Annotated in this window: 14 protein-coding genes; 8 read left to right on the top strand and 6 right to left on the bottom strand. The window is 63.4% G+C overall.

Annotated features, from left to right (window positions below):
* Positions 1-110: 110 nt before the first annotated feature.
* Together FJ934_RS08800 and FJ934_RS08795 are read right to left on the bottom strand one after the other, a co-directional pair.
* Positions 111-2198, bottom strand: a complete 2088-nt coding sequence (locus FJ934_RS08800) for a sensor histidine kinase (protein WP_246671465.1) — start codon at positions 2196-2198, stop codon at positions 111-113.
* Between the two features lie 76 nt (positions 2199-2274).
* Entirely contained in the window at positions 2275-3048 is a 774-nt protein-coding gene (locus tag FJ934_RS08795) for a response regulator transcription factor (protein WP_181165562.1), read from the bottom strand.
* A 45-nt stretch (positions 3049-3093) separates the two neighbouring features.
* Between FJ934_RS08795 and FJ934_RS08790 the strand changes: the two genes are divergently transcribed.
* Positions 3094-3780, top strand: a complete 687-nt coding sequence (locus FJ934_RS08790) for a response regulator transcription factor (protein WP_140608797.1) — start codon at positions 3094-3096, stop codon at positions 3778-3780.
* A gap of 89 nt (positions 3781-3869) precedes the next feature.
* Here FJ934_RS08790 and FJ934_RS08785 read toward each other — a convergent pair whose 3' ends face one another.
* The gene (locus tag FJ934_RS08785; RefSeq protein ID WP_140608795.1) at positions 3870-4037 is read right to left on the bottom strand and encodes a hypothetical protein; all 168 of its coding nucleotides are present in this window, start codon (positions 4035-4037) and stop codon (positions 3870-3872) included.
* Between the two features lie 55 nt (positions 4038-4092).
* Here FJ934_RS08785 and FJ934_RS27930 point away from each other — a divergent pair, with 55 nt between their 5' ends.
* Positions 4093-4476, top strand: a complete 384-nt coding sequence (locus tag FJ934_RS27930) for a hypothetical protein (RefSeq protein ID WP_181165561.1) — start codon at positions 4093-4095, stop codon at positions 4474-4476.
* Positions 4477-4740: 264 nt separating this feature from the next.
* On the top strand, positions 4741-5214 hold the full coding sequence (locus tag FJ934_RS08775) for a L,D-transpeptidase (protein ID WP_140608793.1): 474 nt from the start codon (positions 4741-4743) through the stop codon (positions 5212-5214).
* Between the two features lie 204 nt (positions 5215-5418).
* Here the strand turns inward: FJ934_RS08775 and FJ934_RS08770 are convergent, their stop codons facing one another.
* Positions 5419-8502 carry an efflux RND transporter permease subunit gene (locus FJ934_RS08770; protein WP_140608791.1) on the bottom strand — a complete coding sequence of 1028 codons (3084 nt, stop codon included), beginning with the start codon at positions 8500-8502 and terminating at the stop codon, positions 5419-5421.
* Positions 8499-9830 carry an efflux RND transporter periplasmic adaptor subunit gene (locus FJ934_RS08765; protein ID WP_140608789.1) on the bottom strand — a complete coding sequence of 444 codons (1332 nt, stop codon included), beginning with the start codon at positions 9828-9830 and terminating at the stop codon, positions 8499-8501. The genes FJ934_RS08770 and FJ934_RS08765 overlap by 4 nt, the downstream gene beginning before the upstream one ends.
* Before the next feature lie 145 nt (positions 9831-9975).
* Here FJ934_RS08765 and FJ934_RS08760 point away from each other — a divergent pair, with 145 nt between their 5' ends.
* A complete protein-coding gene (locus tag FJ934_RS08760; protein ID WP_140608787.1) occupies positions 9976-10509 on the top strand; it encodes a TetR/AcrR family transcriptional regulator in 534 nt (177 codons plus the stop codon).
* 197 nt (positions 10510-10706) lie between these two features.
* Here FJ934_RS08760 and FJ934_RS08755 read toward each other — a convergent pair whose 3' ends face one another.
* Complete coding sequence (locus FJ934_RS08755) at positions 10707-11147, bottom strand: Lrp/AsnC family transcriptional regulator (RefSeq protein WP_140608785.1); 441 nt, start codon at positions 11145-11147, stop codon at positions 10707-10709.
* A gap of 130 nt (positions 11148-11277) precedes the next feature.
* Here FJ934_RS08755 and FJ934_RS08750 point away from each other — a divergent pair, with 130 nt between their 5' ends.
* The 4 genes from FJ934_RS08750 (at position 11278) to FJ934_RS08735 (ending at position 17538) form a co-directional block, all read left to right on the top strand.
* Positions 11278-14334, top strand: coding sequence for an aminotransferase class III-fold pyridoxal phosphate-dependent enzyme (locus FJ934_RS08750; RefSeq protein WP_140608783.1), 3057 nt, complete (start codon positions 11278-11280; stop codon positions 14332-14334).
* A 119-nt stretch (positions 14335-14453) separates the two neighbouring features.
* On the top strand, positions 14454-15467 hold the full coding sequence (locus tag FJ934_RS08745; protein WP_140608781.1) for an amino acid ABC transporter substrate-binding protein: 1014 nt from the start codon (positions 14454-14456) through the stop codon (positions 15465-15467).
* 231 nt (positions 15468-15698) lie between these two features.
* Positions 15699-16769 carry a LacI family DNA-binding transcriptional regulator gene (locus FJ934_RS08740; RefSeq protein WP_140608779.1) on the top strand — a complete coding sequence of 357 codons (1071 nt, stop codon included), beginning with the start codon at positions 15699-15701 and terminating at the stop codon, positions 16767-16769.
* Positions 16770-16791: 22 nt separating this feature from the next.
* Positions 16792-17538, top strand: coding sequence for a transporter substrate-binding domain-containing protein (locus FJ934_RS08735; RefSeq protein ID WP_140608777.1), 747 nt, complete (start codon positions 16792-16794; stop codon positions 17536-17538).
* The last annotated feature ends 36 nt before the right edge of the window (positions 17539-17574 follow it).

The raw sequence follows: 17574 nt of genomic DNA, 5'->3' as shown, positions 1-17574 counted from the left end.
AGGCTTGATCCCGAAGCCGGCTTCCGGGCCGGGGTCATGCCGCAATCTCCCCGAGCGCTCCTCCAGCACTCCTTTCGGCTCCCGCCGCACCGTCGGTCGGGAGCCTCTTTTTAGCCTTTCAATGCCGCCTGCTCGGCGATGCTCGAAAGCACGCTCCGCACATCCAGCGTGCTGAATGGCTTTTCCAGGATCTGCGGCCGCTGCTGCGCCGGCAAGGCTTCGATTTCCGCCTTCGCGCCGATCAGGTCACCGGTGACCAGCACGAAGCGCCGCGCGAGGTCAGGCCGTTCGGCCAGCAATTCTCGATAAATGGCAATGCCGCTGATGCCAGGCATGCGCAGGTCCGAAAAGACGATGTCCGGTGGCATGTGGCCGCTCAAGGTGGCGGCGCCCGATTCCCAGATGGGCGCAACCCGCGACTTGATGCCCATCAACTCGAGAATGTCGGACAGCGAACCGGCGACGTCAGGCTCGTCATCGATGATCAGGGCATGACGCAGGCCGCTCGAGCGCGGCTGGGTTTCGCCGGCGGCGGCGATGCCCGCGGAGATGGCCGGCAACTGGACGACGAAACGCGCGCCTCTGGGCAGCACCTCCTCGAACCAGACATTGCCATTGTGCCGCTCGATGATCGATTTCGAGATCGACAGGCCGATGCCGGTGCCGACGCCGACCGGCTTGGTGGTGAAATAGGATTCGAAAATGCGGTCGCGGATTGCCTCGGGAATGCCTGGCCCGTTATCCTCGACCGAAAAGCCGGGATTGCCCCGGTCGCTGCGGAATGTGCGCACCTTGATCAGCCGATCGCCGGCAATGCCGGCCAAAGCGTGCTGGCTGTTGATCAGGAAATTGGCCGCCACCTGCGTCACGTGGTCGGCATCGGCCATGGCCAGCAGCGGACCCGGCGCGAAATCGGTGTCGATGATGATACCGCTGGAGCGGGCGCCATAGGCGGTTACCTCGAGGGCGGCGCGGATCACCTGGTTGAGATCGGTCTCGGCCTGCGCCGCGGGATGGAGCCGGACCATCGACAGGAAGCTCTTGACGATGCGGCCGCAGCGCTCGGCAGCGGCACGCACTTTCTCGGCGCGGATCTTGGTCTGCGGATCGGGCGCGAATTCATGCAGCAGCGTCGACTGGGCGACGACCACGGCCAGCGGGTTGTTGAGCTCGTGCGAGACACCCGCCAGCAGCGAGCCCATCGCCGCCATCTTTTCGTTCTGGTGCAGTTTTTCGCGCTGCCGGTTGATCTCTTCCTCGGCGCGCAGCTTGTCGCGCAGGTCGCGGATCGAGCCGAAGATCAGGCGGCGGTCGGCGACCCGCATCTCGGTGGCCGTCAGTTCGATCGGGAACACTTCCCCGGCGGCGTTCTGCGTCACCGTTTCCAGCCGCTGGCCGACCATCGGCGCGCCGCGGCCGGACATGTACTCGGCTCCCGAGGAATAGCCCTTGCGGTAGTAGATCGGCACGATGGTATCGAGCAGATCCTTGCCGAGGATGTCGCTGCGCAGGAAGCCGAACATCTTTTCCGCCGCGGGATTGAATTCGATGATCGAGCCGGTCTCGTCGATAACGACGATGGCATCGAGCGAGGCCTGCAGCATCGTGCGGCGAATGACCTCGCTGGCATGGGCGTCGGAGGGCGAGCGTTCGATGGCATCGCCAATGGCGAGCGCGATGATATGCAGCGTCGCTTCTTCCTCGTCGGTCCATTCGCGCTCCTCGACGCAATCATTGACCGCCAACGTGCCCCATAGATGGCCGTGCGCGAAGACGGATACCGACAGGAACGACTTGATGCCCTGCTTCTCGAAATCGCCTCTCAGGAAGCCTTCGAGATTGCGCGTATGGCCGGCAAAGACCTTGCCTTGCCGCTCATCCTCGGCCAGCCGCTCCAGCAGCGGATCGGAGTTGACGATCGACTGCATGATGACTGTCGGGGAGGCCAGTTCGCCGCCGAAATCGGAGTCGATCCAGTAGGCGGCGACCGACTGGGCGAACCCCTGACCGGGCAGTTCGCGCAAGCGGAACAGAATGCCGCGCTGGCAATCCATGGCGTGGCACAGCGTTGCCAGGATGCCGTCCATCTCGCGTTGCCAGTCGCCGGCCTCGCGCAATCGGCGCACGACACGCACAGCCGCCATCGCCGCGCCCTGCCGGTCTCCCTGTGTACCCGTGCCTGCTGGTTCAGCGGTCATCTTCAGCCGTCATTGCGCTGCCATGTCGAATCCGGTCCGGGCCAGGCGCCGGAAAGGAAGCCTCCTGCGCCGGCGTTCAATTGCCGTCGCGGGCCGGCAACGAGAAGATATAGCCTTCGCCGCGCACCGTGCGCAGGAATTTCGGGTTGGCCGGGTCTGTCTCGATCTTCTTCCTCAGCCGCATGATGCGGATGTCGACGGCGCGCGACGATTCCGGATCCTCGGTGAAGCCGATCGCTTCCGAGATCGCGGCGCGTGTCAGCAGCCGGTTGGCGCGGGTCAGGAAAACCTCCAGGACGTCGAACTCGCTCTTGGCCATGTCGATCACCGCGCCGTTGGCGCCAGTGACCAGCCTGCCGTCGAGATCGGCCTGGAAGGGGCCGAAAGCGACGGAGCGGCGCTCCGTCCTGGCTTTCCTGTCCCCCAGTTCCGTCGGCTGCGGAACACGGCGCAGCACGCTGCGGACCCTGGCCAGCACCTCGCGCAGCTCATATGGCTTGACGATATAGTCGTCGGCGCCGAGTTCCAGCCCGACGATGCGGTCGAGCGCGGTGCCTGCGGCGGTCGCGTAGATGATGCCGATCGGCATTTTCGAGCGCAGCCAGCGGCCGAGCGACAGCCCGTCTTCGCCCGGCATGGCGATGTCGAGGATGGCCAGATGGAACGCCTGCGTTTCGACCAGGCTGCGTGCCGCGGCCGCGGTTTCGGCGGTCGCAACGTCATAGCCGGCGGCGCCAAGATATTCGGCGACCGCGTCCCTCAGGTCAGGCTCGTCCTCGACGATGACAATTCTTGCCCGCACGACGCCTTCGCTCCCACTTTCAGTGGAAAGTAGATTGGGTATAAACATGATGTCCAGCACTCATATCCGGTTGCCAGGGAACGGTTGGAGAACATGGCCGCACGAGCCGTCATCGCGCTTGTTTCCGTCGCCGACGTGGTCGCGACCGAGCTTGCCGACCATCTTGAGCGGCGGGGCCATGATGTGCGTCAGGCGCGGCAGCCCTGGGAGGCGGAATCGCTGCTGGCGGGCAAGGGCATCGATGTCGTCGTCGTCGGTGACAGTCTCAGTCAGGCGGAAGGGCGGGATCTGCTCAGGCGCCATGGGGGTGAGGATGGGCCGGATTTCATCCTGATCTGCCGGCCGGCCGATCTCGTCGACAAGGTACTGGCGCTCGAACTTGGCGCCGCCGACGTCGTCGAAAGCCCGCTCAATGTGAGGGAACTCGCAGCCCGTGTCGGCGGCCTGCTTTCGCGACGCGGCAGGGGCACCCAGGAACTGATCGTGCTGGAGAATGCGACCGTCGATCTGCGATCGGCGATCGTCATGCACCGCTCCGGTGCCGAGGAACAGCTTTCGCCCGGTCAGGTGGCGCTGCTCAGGCTGTTCCTTGCGAGCCCCCGCAAGGTGCTGACGCGTGACGACATCATCGCCGCCGCACCGGCCGAGAATGCCGACGCCTTCGATCGTTCGATCGATTCGCGCATTGTGCGGCTGCGCCGCAAGCTCGACACCGAGACCATCACCACCATACGCGGTGCAGGCTACCGGTTCGATCCGCCACGGCAATTCGCCGACTGACGGCCGGGAACCCGGTCTGTCTTTCTGGCTGAGCATCGGATCTTCCATTTTCGCACCGATGCTCCGAGGTTCAGCGTACCATCCGAGGTTCAGCGTACCACAAGCAGCGATGGGCCGGATGGCATGTGCTTGCCCGTGGCGAACTCACCTGCGTGGGCACGCTCCTTGAGGAGCACGGTGGCAAGGGCGGCAAAGCCGAGCAGGCCCTGCGCATAAAGCAGTGCGGAAAGCACCGAGGCTGCGAATTTCGTTTTCATCGGACCAATTCCCCAGAAATGGATGTGTCGCGGGTCGCTTCAGGAAACTCCCGAAGTGCCCGCGCCGCCCACGGAGCCCCCCGTCGCGGCGCGGGCCTTCGGTCCTCTCGGCAGCAAGTTGCCGGAGGGGCCGCGCAATGCCAGCAGCCGAGAGCCAACCCGCCAGAGGGCCCAGAGCCGGACGATGCGCGGGCTGGAAACGATCCAGACCGTGGCGGAAAACAGGGCGGCATTCAGGGTCGAGATCCCGCTCGAGGCCATTGCCGCCAGCCGTGACATGGGGCCGCCGGCAACCGGGCCGGCGCCGCCGACTGTTGCCGACGCGATGCTGATTCCGAGAAGCCAGAACCGCGTGTTCGTTTTCATTCCCATGGCCATTGCCGTCTGCTTTCGTTGCGTCAACTTTGCTGGCGGCCTGTATCCGTATCATGCCGCCTGAAGCCGCGCTTTGTTGCAGATCGGTTTCGAAATCAGTGAAATTTCTTTCATATAAGGATAATACGCGCTTTCGTTTAGGAATTCAGGCGTATTGGCCGACCGCATATCATCGTGGCAGCCAGGTGATGGGCAGCTGCGCGCCCTTATTGGGAAACATTATCGAAACATTACCACGCGCATAACGAAATTAATCCGAAACAGTGCGCGACGATAAGTCCCGCGTCGAATTGGAGCCGGCTGGGACCGGCAGAGAGAGGGGAGTGTCATGCACACCGCCATTGCCGCCAAGTTGATCAATATCACCGCAGCCGTGCTCACGGGCACCGCGCTTCTGTTCGGTGCCAACAGTGCTCATGCCGCCAACAGTGCTCATGCCGCCAACAAGATCGTGGCGCGGGTGTCGCTTTCGCAGCAGGTCATGGAGGTCTCGGTCGATGGCCGGCCGACCTTCGCCTGGAAGGTTTCCACCGGCGACAGGGCGCATGTGACGCCGACCGGTTCGTTCAGGCCGACGCGGATGCATGAGATGTGGCATTCGAAGAAGTACGACAACGCACCCATGCCGCACTCGGTTTTCTTCAGCGGCGGCTACGCGGTGCACGCGACCTATGCCATCAAGCGTCTCGGGCAGCCGGCCTCGCATGGCTGCGTGCGCTTGCATCCCGTTGCCGCCGCTGATTTCTATCAGTTGGTCGAGACCTTCGGGCCGGCCAATACCAGTATAGTCATCGTCAAGTAGCAGGCTGGGAACGGTTGTCGATGCGCCGCCGTGCATCCGTCCAAGGCTCCCGCCGGAACGCTCTCCAGTGATAATGAGCTCAGCTCGACCCGGCGGTATCGAGCCCAGCCAAAAAAAGGCCGGAAAATCTCCAGCCTCTTTTTCAGTTGTTTGTTTGCGCAATCCCGATCGGAAAACCGTTACACACTTTTTCCTGGAATTGCTTCAGGTCGGCAATGCCGGCATCAGCTTGGGATCAGGCTTCTCGGCAAGCTGAGGCAGATCCTTGCTGGCGATGAAGGTGTAGAACATGGGCACGACGAAGAGCGTGAACATGGTGCCGACCAGGATGCCGGTGAAAATCACCAGGCCCATCGAGTAGCGGGCCGCGGCACCCGCGCCGCTGGAGACGATCAGCGGCACCACGCCGAGCGCCATCGCGGCCGTCGTCATCAGGATCGGCCGCAGGCGCACCTTGGCCGAGGCGATGATGGCGTCGCGCCGCCGCATGCCATGGATCTCACGCTGCTGGTTGGCGAATTCCACCAGCAGGATGCCGTGCTTGGTGATCAGGCCGATCAGTGTGATCAGACCGACCTGCGTGTAGATGTTGAGCGTGCCGAGGCCCAGATTGAGCGGCACGATCGCACCGAAGATCGACAGCGGCACCGCCATCATGATGATCAGCGGGTCGCGGAAGCTTTCGAACTGCGCCGCCAGCACCAGATAGATGACGATCACGGCCGCCGCGAAGGCGATCAGGATCGTGTTGCCCTGCTCCTTCTCCTGCCTGGACTGGCCGGAATAGTCGATGAAGAACGTATCGGGCAGGCTTTCACGGGCGATGTCCTCAAGCACCTTCAGGCCGTCGCCCGTGGTGACGCCGGGCAGCGGAAGCGCTGATATGGTTGACGAGTTCAGCTGGTTGAACTGTTCGATCGCCGCCGGCGCCGCATTGTTCGAAATCTTCACCACCGCCGACAGTGGCACCATCTCGCCGGTGACGCTGCGGACGAAATATTCGCCGAGCTTTTCGGGATTGTCGCGGAATTCCTGCGGCACCTGCGGGATGATGTCGTAGCTGTTGGAGTCGCGGTCGAACTGCGCCACTTCGGCGCCGCCGACCAGCAGCGTCAGCGTTCGGCCGATATCGGCGATCGGCAGATTGAGTGCCGCGGCGCGGTCACGATCGATGGTCACCGTCACCTGCGGCGCGTCATAGGCCATCGAGTTCTGCACGACGATGAAGCGGCCGGAGGCTTGCGCCTTGTTCTTGATTTGCTCGGCCGCCTCGTAGACTTCCGCTGAGCTGCCCGTCGAGCGCACCACCATGGCGATCGGCAAGCCGCCGCCGGAGCCGGGAAGCGTCGGCGGGGCGAAGACGAAGGCCTGGACACCGGCAACCTTGGCGATGCGGGCCGTGATATCGGCCTGCAATTGCTTCGAATTGCGCTTGCGATCCGCCCAGTCCTTGAAGGCGAAGCCGACGAAGGCGCTGTTGGTCGTGCCGCCGAAGGCGACGGCGGAGAACTGCGCCCGCGTTTCGGGAATGTCCTTCACCAGGCCCAGGATCTGGTTGACGTAGGTCTCGGTGTAGTCGGAGGTCGCATACCGCGGTCCCGTTACGAGCGAGAGCAGGAAGCCCTGATCCTCTTCCGGCGCCAGTTCCGTCGAGGTCTTGGTGAACATGAAGCCGGTCACGCCGACGAGCGCCAGCACGATGATCAGCGTCAGCGGGCGATAGTTCAGCGAACCGGTGACCGCACGCTCATAGACATGCTCGACCCGCGAGAAGGTGCCGTCGACGATGCGCTGGAAACGGCCGGCATTGCCGGGCTTCAACAGGCGCGCCGACATCATCGGGGTGATGGTGATGGCGATGACGCCCGACAGCACAACCGACCCGGCCAGCGTCACCGCGAATTCGCGGAACAGCGAGCCGGTCAGGCCGCCGGTAAAGGCCAGCGGTGCGAACACGGCAGCCAGTGTCATGGTCATGGCGACAATGGCGGTGGCGATTTCACGCATACCGTTGAAGGCCGCCTGCATCGGCGACATGTGGTCTTCTTCCATGTGGCGATGGATGTTCTCCACCACCACGATGGCGTCGTCGACGACAAGGCCGATCGCCAGCACCATGGCCAGCAGCGACAGAAGGTTGATCGAATAGCCCACCGCAAACAACAGGAAGCAGACGCCGATCAGCGACAGCGGGATGGTGATGATCGGCATCATCACCGAACGGAACGAGCCGAGGAAGAGCAGGATGACGAGCACGACGATGGCAACGGCCTCGGCGATGGTCTTGAACACCTCGTCGATCGAGGCGCTGATCTGACCGGTGGCGTCGTAGACGATCTCGATCGTCATGCCTTTCGGCAGCGTTTCCTGGATCTGCGGCACGAGCTTGGTGAGCGCGGCCGCCGTGGTCAACGGGTTCGCGGCAGGCGTCGGGAAGATGGCGAGAAAGGTGCCGGGCTTGCCGTTGAAGCTGACCCTAGTGTCGGTGTTTTCGGCGCCGAGTTCGACGCGCGCGACGTCGCGCAGCCGCACCACATTGCCGTCGGTCGAGCGCAGCGGCAATTCGGCGAACGCCTCCGGCGTCTGCAGCGTCGAGCGCACGGTGATCGAGGAGACGACATATTCGTTCTGGGTGTTGCCCGGCGCCGACAGGAAGTTGGAGTTGTTGATCGCCGTCAGAACTTCGGCGGCCGTCACGCCGCGCGCGGCAAGCCTGACCGGATCGATCCAGACGCGCATGGAATATTGCTGGGCGCCGAAAATCTGCACGTCGGCGACGCCTTCGACGGTCGACATGCGGGGCCTGATGACGCGTTCGATATACTCCGTCAGCTGCTCCTTGGTCATGTTCGGATTCTGCATCGAGATGTACATCATCGCGAACTGCTGGCCGGTGCCCTTGACGATGACGGGATCCTTGGATGCATCCGGCAAGGTGCCGCGCACGCCCTGGACCTTCGACAGCACCTCGGTCAAAGCCACATCCGGATTGGAGCCGAGCTTCATCTGCACCGTAACCGTGCTGGAAGACGGACGGCTCGACGAGGTGACGTAGTCGATGTTTTCGGTCGAGGCGACGGCGCGTGCGATCGGGGCGGAAATGAAGCCCTGGATCAGGTCGGCGCTGGCGCCCGGATAAGCGGTCGTGATGGTGATCGCGGTTTCGTCGACCTTCGGATACTGCCGGATCGACAGGTTGAAGATGCCCTGAAAGCCCAGGAGCAGGATCATGCAGGCAAGAACCGTCGAAAGGACGGGCCGGCGAATGAAAAGATCGGAAAGGCTCATTGCTGGTCGGCCTGCTTGTTTGCCGATTTGGTCGGGTCGACCGTGTTGTCGACGTTGACGGACATGCCGTTGAAGAGGCGGTTCTGGCCCGCGGTGACAACCTCGTCGCCGGCCTTCAGCCCTTCGACGATCTCGACCATGCCTTGATTGCGGCGGCCGGGCTTGACGAAGACCTGCGACAGCACCAGCGCGGGCTTGGCCGGGTCCGCGGCCGGCTTTTCGGGCTTCGCCGCGTCGGCCGCCTTGCTTGCATCGGCCGCCGGTTTCATCGCATCCGCCGGCTTGGCATCCGCCGCCTTGCTGTCCACCGGCTTGCTGTCCGCAGGCTTGTCGGTGGCGGCTGCCGCGGGCTTTTGCTCCGGCTTGGCAGGCTGCGTGGGTGCGGCTGCGGCGGGCTTCGCCGGCTGCACCACGAAGATGTAGTCGCCATAGAGGCTGGTGGTCAGTGCCGTCTGCGGCAGCACCAGCACGTTCTGCTCCTCGGGCAGTTCGACACGCACCCGCACGAACTGGCCCGGGGTCAGCTTGCCATCGGGATTGGCGACCTCCGCCCGAATGTTCACCAGCCGGCTGGACGGGTCGATCTTGGGATCGATGCCGCGAATGGCGCCCGCGAAGGGCATGTCTCCGCCGCCGCCGAGGCCCAGCCGAACCGTCTGGCCAATCTTGAGCAGCGGGAGCTGCTGTTCGGGGACAGAGAAATCGACCCGCATAGTATCGAGATCCTGCAGCGTCACCACAGCGGTGCCGGGCGCCAGATACTGGCCGATGTCAATCTTGGGAATGCCCGCCGTGCCGGCGAAAGGAGCGGTCAGCTGCTTCTGGTCGAGCACGGCCTGCAATCTGGTGACTTGCGAGGCGGATGCGCTTGCGGCCGCCCGCGCGGCGTCCAGCGTCGCGTCGGTGCCGACGCCGCGCCGCTGCAATTCGATGGCGCGCGTGAATGCAGCCTGGTCGGATACGGCCTGAGCTTTCTGTGCCTCGAGATCGGCGCGCTCGACGGCGTCGTCGAGCTGCAGCAGGACGGCGTTGTCCTCCACCTTCTGGTTGGCGTGGAAGAGGATTTCCTTGACGATGCCCGTGGTCTCAACCGTCAGGTCCACACCGCGCACGGCTCTCACCGTGCCGATCGCCTCGACGCCCGGCGTCCAGCTCGACGGCTTGGCGATGGTCGTCGATACGGTCGCCGCCGGCGGCTTCATCGTGGCGAAATACTGCTTGATGCCGTTGTCGCGCAGGAAGTTGAAGCCGACAATGCCACCGACCACGACCACGAGGACGAGCAGAACCAGGAAGACGATGACGATACGAAGTATGCGCTTGAACAAGAAAGACCCCTCAGTCGTAATCCGGCGCGAAGCACGGACATCGGGACACATATCGACTGCAGGTCCCGATTTCAAATAGCGGCGGTCTTACTGTACCGTCTGGACGGTCTTGTCAATTGGGCCTAAGCTTGCGATGGGAGGCGCCATGAGAGCCCGAAAAAAGAATTCGCGCGAGAAAATTCTCGCCGCGGCGGCTGACGTGGCACGGGAGTCCGGCCCCGGAAGCCTGTCGCTGGAAGCCGTCGCCAGCCGCGCCGGCGTATCGAAAGGCGGGCTGCTCTACAATTTCCCGACGAAGGCCAAACTGATGCAAGGGCTGGTCGAGGGCTATCTGCGCGAATTCGAGCAAGCGCTGGAGGCGGCCAACAGCAACGACAATGGCGAAAACCCGCTCGCCGTCTACATCAGGCTGTCGGCCAATGATTGCGAGGAAAAGCAGCCCTCGGCCTCCTGGATCTTTTCGGCGATCGCCGAGGATCCCGATTTCATGACGCCGATAAAGACATTCAAGCGGCAGCTCTTCGAACGGCTGAAGGGCGAGACGAACGACCTCAGATCGCTGCTGGTCTGCTATCTCGCCATCGAGGGGCTGCGCAGCATGAACCTCTTCGATTCCGATGTGCTGTCGAAAGACGAACGCGAGCTGCTGGTATCTTCGCTGCTGGAAATCGCCAAATAGATAGAGCCAAATAGGTAGAGCCAAATAGATAGAGCTTGAGCGCGGCGAAAACGGAGCGAGAAAGACGATCGCTGTCTAGAGCCGGATGATTTCAGGTCGAATCGACCCGAAATCTGAATCCGCCTCTAAATCAAAGAGGTAGAGCATGATGTCGTCCGAAAACCGTTTCATACTTTTCGGCATCATGCTCTAAGAGATCACTCCACGGCGCGTTCGATATCCCTGCGCAGGACAATCGCGGTCGTCAGGTCCTCGACGCCGCCGAGCGTGGCAATGAGGTCCCGCACCGTATTCAGCCTGTCGATCGACGGCACCTCGACCTCGACGACGAGATCGAGCTGGCCGCTCACCGATGACACCCGCCGCACTTCCGGATAGCGCGCCAGCTGGTCGAGAATGCCGATGGAGGGCGTGCGGATCAGCGTGACCAGCAGGAAGGCGCAGACCAGGCCTTTGTCCATCTGACCGATATCGGCCCGGTAACCCCTGATAACGCCGCTCTTCTCCAGCGACGCCACCCGCTCGCTCGTCGCGCTGCGTGACAGACCGATGCGCCCGGCAAGCGTCTTCAGCGGGATGCGGGCCTCCTTCGACAGGATGGCCAGAATGTCCCGATCCTTGGCGTCCAGTTCCCTCATCGTGCCACGCTCCCCTGGCTCCGTTAATGTGCCGGCCAATGCGGTCATTGTGCCGGCGCAACCGACGCTTTGCCGGATGCCCGATTTTTTGACCCATGCCAAGCTTTGACAAAGCAGATGCGGATTTCAGATGACCAACGTCTCTCACCCAGCACCTCAATTCTCGCCAGGCGAGGCGGTCGATCTCGCCACGCGGCACTTCGGTATTGCCGGCAGCGTCACGCCGCTCGATAGCGAGCGCGACCAGAATTTCAAGCTGGCTGCTCCCGACCGCTCGCTGTGGATCCTGAAAATCGTCAACGCCAGCGAGCCGCTGGCCGAGAGCGAATTCCAGACGGCATTGTTCGACCACCTCGAGCGCAACAGTCCGGATCTCGCCGTACCGCATCTCAGGAAGACGGCTGAGGGCGCCTCGCTCGCGCATGCCAGGGGCACCGGCGGCGAAGATCATGCCGTGCGCATGGTGTCATGGCTCGCCGGACAGCCGCTGGCAGAGAGCCAGACCACGCCGGCGCTGCTTGAAAGCCTCGGCGGTGCGCTTGGCCGGCTTGACCGCGCCCTGCAGGGCTTCATTCATCCCGGCGCGCTGCGCTCGTTCGACTGGGACATTCGCCAGGCCGGTCGCGCGCGGCAGCGCCTTGACCACATCGGTGATGACCGGGACCGCGCCTTGGTGGAGCGGTTCCTCGATCATTTCGACGCCGAGGTGGCGCCGCGCCTGCCGATATTGCGGGCACAGGTGATCCACAACGACGCCAATGACTGGAACGTGCTCGTCGATCCCGAAAAGCCCGAGCGTGTCGCCGGGCTGATCGATTTCGGCGACGCCTTGCACAGCGTGCTGATCGCCGAGGTCGCCGTCGCCTGCGCCTATGCCATCCTCGATGCCGAGGATCCGATTGGCGCGGCCGCACGGTTGGCCGCCGGTTTCCATGCCGAATATCCGCTGCGCGAAGAGGAACTCGACCTGCTCTTCGACCTCATCGCTATGCGTCTCGTCACCTCGGTGACGCTGTCGGCGGCGCGCAAGGAGCGGACCGCCGACAATCCTTATCTGTCGATCTCGGAAGCGCCGGCCTGGCGGCTGCTCAATCGTCTGGGCAAGATGAACCGGCGCTTCGCCACGGCGATCCTGCGCCATGCCTGCGGCTTCGAAGCCGCGCCCGGAGCCCGCGCCGTGACAGGTTGGATCGCGGCAAACCGTGCGCATCTTGCGCCAATCCTCGACCGCCATCCGGCGACGCTTGCCAAGGCGCTTGTGCCCTACGGCGATCCCCGAAATCCGATGACGGTGACATCGGCCGCGCAACAGCCCGACAAGGCGACAGCATGGTGGGATGCCTATTGCGCCGAACATGGCATTGCGCTCGGCATCGGTCCGTGGGGCGAGGCCCGCACGGTCTATACCAGCGACATCTTCGAGTCGCGTTTCGTGGAAGGCGCGCGGCGCGCCAACCATCTCGGCCTGGACCTTTTCATGCCGGCGGGCACAAGGCTTTACACGCCACTCGCCGCCACGGTCAGAAGCGTCGAGATCGAGGAGGATCCACTCGGCTATGGCTGCCTGGTGGCGCTGGAGCATGCGCCGCCGGGCTGCCCACCCTTCATCACCCTTTGGGGACACATGGCGCATGAGGCTGGACGGCGGCTGAAGGCCGGCGACCGCCTGGAAGCGGGCGCGCTTGTCGGCGAGATGGGCCTACCTGCGGAAAATGGCGGCTGGGTGCCGCATCTGCATTTCCAGATATCGACGGATACCAGTCTTGCCGCACGCGACATCCTTGGGGTGGGTGAAGAGCGCTATCTCGACGTGTGGAAGGAACTGTTTCCGGATGCCGCCGAACTCGCCGGCATTCCGCCCGAAACCTTCCGGCAGAGTGGCCGGTCACGCCCGGAGATCGTTGCCGCGCGCAAGGCGTCGCTGCTGCCCAATCTCTCCATCTCCTATTCCGAGCCGATCAAGTTCGTGCGCGGCGAAGGCGCCTGGCTGATCGACGATCGCGGCCGCGCCTATCTCGACTGCTTCAACAATGTCTGCCATCTCGGCCATGCCCATCCTGACGTGGTGGACGCGATCGCGAGGCAGGCGGCAAAGCTCAACACCAACACACGCTACCTGCACGACGCGATCGTCACCTATGCGGAGCGGCTGACGGCGACGCTGCCGGCCGGGCTGTCGGTGGCCTCCTTCGCCTGTTCGGGCAGCGAGGCCAACAGCCTGATGCTGCGCATGGCGCGTACCCATACCGGCCGCAGCGAGGCGATCGTGCTCGACTGGGCCTATCACGGCACGACGCAGGAATTGATCGACCTCAGCCCTTACAAATACAAGCGCAAGGGCGGCATGGGCCGCCCGGCGCATGTGTTCGAGGCGGCCATTCCAGACAGCTACCGTGCACCGGCCGAATGGCCTGATGACGAGCATGCGAAGCGTTTTGCCGAAAGCGTCGCCGAACAGATCGCCGACATGGCGAGGCAAGACCGCGCGCCCGGCCTATTCCTGGCGGAATCGATCCCCAGCGTTGCCGGCCAGGTGTTCCTACCCGATGGCTACCTCAAGGAAGTCTACGCGATGGTGCGCGCCGCTGGCGGCATCTGCGTCGCCGACGAGGTGCAGGTCGGCTTTGGCCGCGTCGGCAGCCATTGGTGGGCTTTCGAAACCCAGGGGGTAACGCCAGACATCGTCACCATGGGCAAGCCGATCGGCAACGGCCACCCGATGGCGGCCGTGGTGACCACCGCCGAGATCGCCGCCTCGTTCAACAACGGCATGGAGTATTTCAACACTTTCGGCGGCAATCCGGTGTCCTGCGCGGCAGGGCTCGCGGTGCTCGACGTCATCGAGCGCGATGGGCTGAGGCGCAATGCCTTAGAGATCGGTGACTATCTCATAACGCGCTTCAAGGCCTTGCAGGATCGTTACGAGATCATCGGCGACGTGCGCGGCCAGGGGCTCTTCCTCGGCATCGAATTGGTCGAGGACCGCAAGAGCAAGGCGCCGGCGACAGCGCTTGCCCGCCGCATCAATGACGGCGTTCGGGCACGCGGCGTGCTGATCGGCACCGAGGGACCGCATGACAATGTCCTGAAAATGCGCCCGCCGATGATCTTCGGCCGGGCCAATGCCGATCATCTTGTCGGCGTTCTCGACGAGACGCTGGCGGCGGTTCTGGCGCAAGAGGCTTAGGACAGACCAGCGCACCGCCTGGCGGTGCGTGAACTGACAGAACAACAGCGATTTTCACGAAGGTCCGGTGCTTCACGTGCCGGCAGCAGGAGAGGCTTTGCCTCGTCAAGGGAGGAACCATGAGACATGCATTGATCACCGCGCTCGCCCTCGTAGCGGCCACGCTGGCCGCTCCGGTGAAGGCGGACACATTCGACATCGTCAAGCAGAGGGGCTCGATCCTGTGCGGCGTCAGCCAGGGGGTGGCAGGCTTCTCAGCACCCGACGACCAGGGAAAATGGAGCGGCTTCGACATCGATTTCTGCCGCGCGGTTTCAGCCGCCGTTTTCGGCGACCCCGACAAGGTCAGCTACGTGCCGCTGTCGACCAAGGAGCGCTTCACGGCGCTGCAAGCCGGCACCGTCGATATCCTGTCGCGGCAGTCGACCTGGACCTTGTCGCGCGACACGGGCATGGGCATCCACTTCGTCGGCGCCGCCTATTATGACGGCCAGGGTTTCATGGTGCGCAAGGATCTCGGCGTGGACAGCGCGCTGAAGCTCTCTGGCGCAACGGTGTGTGCGGAACAAGGCACCACCACCGAGCAGAACGTCGCCGACTACTTCACCGCCAACAAGATGAAGTACGAGGCGGTCGTCATCGATTCCGCCGACAGCATCATCAAGGCGTTCGACAGCGGCCGCTGCGATGTCTACACCACGGACGCTTCGGCGCTTTATGCGCAGCGCCTGAAGCTGACCGATCCCGCGGCTTTCACGGTGCTGCCGCAGATCATCTCGAAGGAGCCGCTGGGTCCGGCCGTGCGCAAGGGCGACGACAAGTGGTTCGATGTCGTGCGCTGGACGCTGTTCTCGCTGATCGAGGCGGAAGAGGACGGCATCACGCAAGCCAATGCGGAAGCCTCGCTGAAGTCGCAAAACCCGACGATCCGCCGGTTCCTCGGTGTCGAGGGCGACAACGGCAAGCAGATCGGGCTCGAGCCGGCCTTCGCCTACAACATCGTCGCCAAGGTCGGCAATTATGGCGAGATCTTCGAACGCAACCTCGGCCAGTCGAGCCAGCTGAAGATCGCGCGCGGCATCAACGCGCTGTGGAATGCCGGCGGCCTGATGTATGCGCCGCCCGCGCGCTAAGGCCTGAAAGCCGAACGCCTGTTTGGTGCCGGGCCGGCAGCTGGCCTTGGGCTCCTTGCCCGGCCATTCCACTTCACGGAACGGAGCGGTGATCTGTGCCGTCGCGCATCATCGCCGCTCTTGTCCTTCGATCGATGTTCGAATCCGCGGTGCGTAAAAACGTTTTTATTATTCTTGAAAACGTTTTTACCCGATGTTACGGATGCTGACCTCTTGGGTTAGCAGCGGTCCATGGCAGCGAGCAAAAAATCTGAACACCGGGAACTTTCGCCGACGATCAAGACGTTGGCGGCCCATACGGGTTTTTCGATCGCCACCGTCTCGAAGGCTCTGCGCGGTTCCCCCGTGGTCGCCCAGCAGACCAGGGACGCCATCGTCGCCGCCGCGCGAAATCTGGGCTATCAGGCGAACATCCGAGGCATGGCGCTGAGGACCGGCAAGACCTATCGGGCGGCGGTGCTGATGCCGATAACGTCCGCTGCCGGCTATGAGTGGGACGGCGTTGAATACACACAGATCCTGAGCGGCATAAGCCAGGCGCTGGAAAACAGCGACTATCAGCTCTCCGTTCACGGTTTCCGGGATTTCGGCGACGCCTTCGACACAGCCCGTCGCATCGTCGACCAGAGCGCGGCCGACGGCCTGATCTTTTCCGGCGTGCAGGCCGACGATCCGCGTATCGACCTGCTGGTCGAAAGCGATTTTCCGTTCGTGTCGCTCGGCCGATGCCGCAAGCCGCTCACCTATGCCCATGTCGATGTCGACAATGAATGGGCGGCATTCACCGCCACGGCCCGGCTGATAGCGGGCGGACATCGGCGGATAGCGCTGATCAACGCGGATCGCCGTCTTTCCTATGCCCTGGACAGGATTGACGGCTTTTCGCGCGCCTTCGACGAGGCAGGGCTTGCCACATCGATGGACCTTGTGGCCGACGGCGATCTGTCCACCCGCTTCGGCCGTGACAGCGCGCTCAGACTTCTTGGCTTGCCCAGCCCGCCCACCGCCCTGGTGTGCATCAACGAATCCACCACCCTGGGCGTCCTGTCGGCGCTGGGCAGCCTCGACCGGCGCGTCGGGGTGGATGTCGACGTCATCGCCTATGACGATATCAACGTCAGCGCGTACTTCACCCCGCCGATCACGACATTCTACCAACCAATCGAACTCCTCGGCCGCAAGCTCGGGGAGTTTCTGCTGCGACGCATGGCGGGCGAGGATCCGGCAAAGCTCACCATGGTCTCGAGACCAGAGCTCATCGGCCGGCAGCCGGACAATCTCGGCGGGCGAAACCGCCGCTAATCATGACATGGGAGGAAAGAGCATGAAGAAGATTCTGATCGGACTTGCGCTGGCGCTATTGACGGCCGGCACTGCCGGCGCCGCCGACCTCGGAGGCAAGGTCCTGAAGGTGGGTTCCGACACCACCTCACCGCCGATGGAAAGCGTCGACGCGGCGAGCGGCCAGATCGTCGGTTTCGACGTCGATGTGATCAAGGCGGTCTGCGGCAAGATCAACTGCAAGGCTGAATTCGTCACCACCGGCTGGGATGGTATCTTCGCCGCTCTCGACCAGGGAAGTTTCGACCTGGTTGCCTCCGGCGTATCCATCACCGACGAACGCAAGAAGGCGATGGATTTCTCGGACCCCTACATCATCAACAGTCAGGCGGTCCTCATGCGCGTTGAAGACGAGGGCCTGTCGCTCGACGACTTCAAGGCGAAAGGCAAGAAGCTCTCGGCGCAAGCCAACACCACCGACTCACAGGTCGCCGAAAGCATTGTCGGCAAGGACAATGTGGTCGCGTATGACAGTTTCGCCGCCTCGGTCATAGCGCTGAAGAACAAGGACGTGGACGGCGTCGTGATCAACGGCGCCAATGCCACCGCGTATGAAAAGGAATTCGCGGGCGAACTGGTGGTGCCGATCAGGAATCTCCAATCCGATCCCCTGGGGCTGGTCTTCCGCAAGGGTGACGAGAATGTCGCCGCCTTCAACGAAGGGCTGAAGGCCATCAAGGCCGATGGCAGCCTCGACGCGCTGATCGCCAAATACTGGGGCGTGAAATAACCGCTTGAAAGACTTTGGCTCCGGTGCCGGGCACCG

Origin of the sequence: Mesorhizobium sp. B2-4-12 (assembly GCF_006441575.1) — a bacterium.
GTDB lineage: Bacteria > Pseudomonadota > Alphaproteobacteria > Rhizobiales > Rhizobiaceae > Mesorhizobium.
Note: the sequence above shows the minus strand (reverse complement) of the source record. Positions and strands in the feature narration are given on the sequence as shown.

Coding starts and splice junctions, on each gene's coding strand:
- FJ934_RS08800 (WP_246671465.1), bottom strand. CDS start 2,198: ATGACCGCTGAACCAGCAGGCACGGGTACACAGGGAGACCGGCAGGGC.
- FJ934_RS08795 (WP_181165562.1), bottom strand. CDS start 3,048: ATGTTTATACCCAATCTACTTTCCACTGAAAGTGGGAGCGAAGGCGTC.
- FJ934_RS08790 (WP_140608797.1), top strand. CDS start 3,094: ATGGCCGCACGAGCCGTCATCGCGCTTGTTTCCGTCGCCGACGTGGTC.
- FJ934_RS08785 (WP_140608795.1), bottom strand. CDS start 4,037: ATGAAAACGAAATTCGCAGCCTCGGTGCTTTCCGCACTGCTTTATGCG.
- FJ934_RS08775 (WP_140608793.1), top strand. CDS start 4,741: ATGCACACCGCCATTGCCGCCAAGTTGATCAATATCACCGCAGCCGTG.
- FJ934_RS08770 (WP_140608791.1), bottom strand. CDS start 8,502: ATGAGCCTTTCCGATCTTTTCATTCGCCGGCCCGTCCTTTCGACGGTT.
- FJ934_RS08760 (WP_140608787.1), top strand. CDS start 9,976: ATGAGAGCCCGAAAAAAGAATTCGCGCGAGAAAATTCTCGCCGCGGCG.
- FJ934_RS08755 (WP_140608785.1), bottom strand. CDS start 11,147: ATGAGGGAACTGGACGCCAAGGATCGGGACATTCTGGCCATCCTGTCG.
- FJ934_RS08750 (WP_140608783.1), top strand. CDS start 11,278: ATGACCAACGTCTCTCACCCAGCACCTCAATTCTCGCCAGGCGAGGCG.
- FJ934_RS08745 (WP_140608781.1), top strand. CDS start 14,454: ATGAGACATGCATTGATCACCGCGCTCGCCCTCGTAGCGGCCACGCTG.
- FJ934_RS08740 (WP_140608779.1), top strand. CDS start 15,699: ATGGCAGCGAGCAAAAAATCTGAACACCGGGAACTTTCGCCGACGATC.
- FJ934_RS08735 (WP_140608777.1), top strand. CDS start 16,792: ATGAAGAAGATTCTGATCGGACTTGCGCTGGCGCTATTGACGGCCGGC.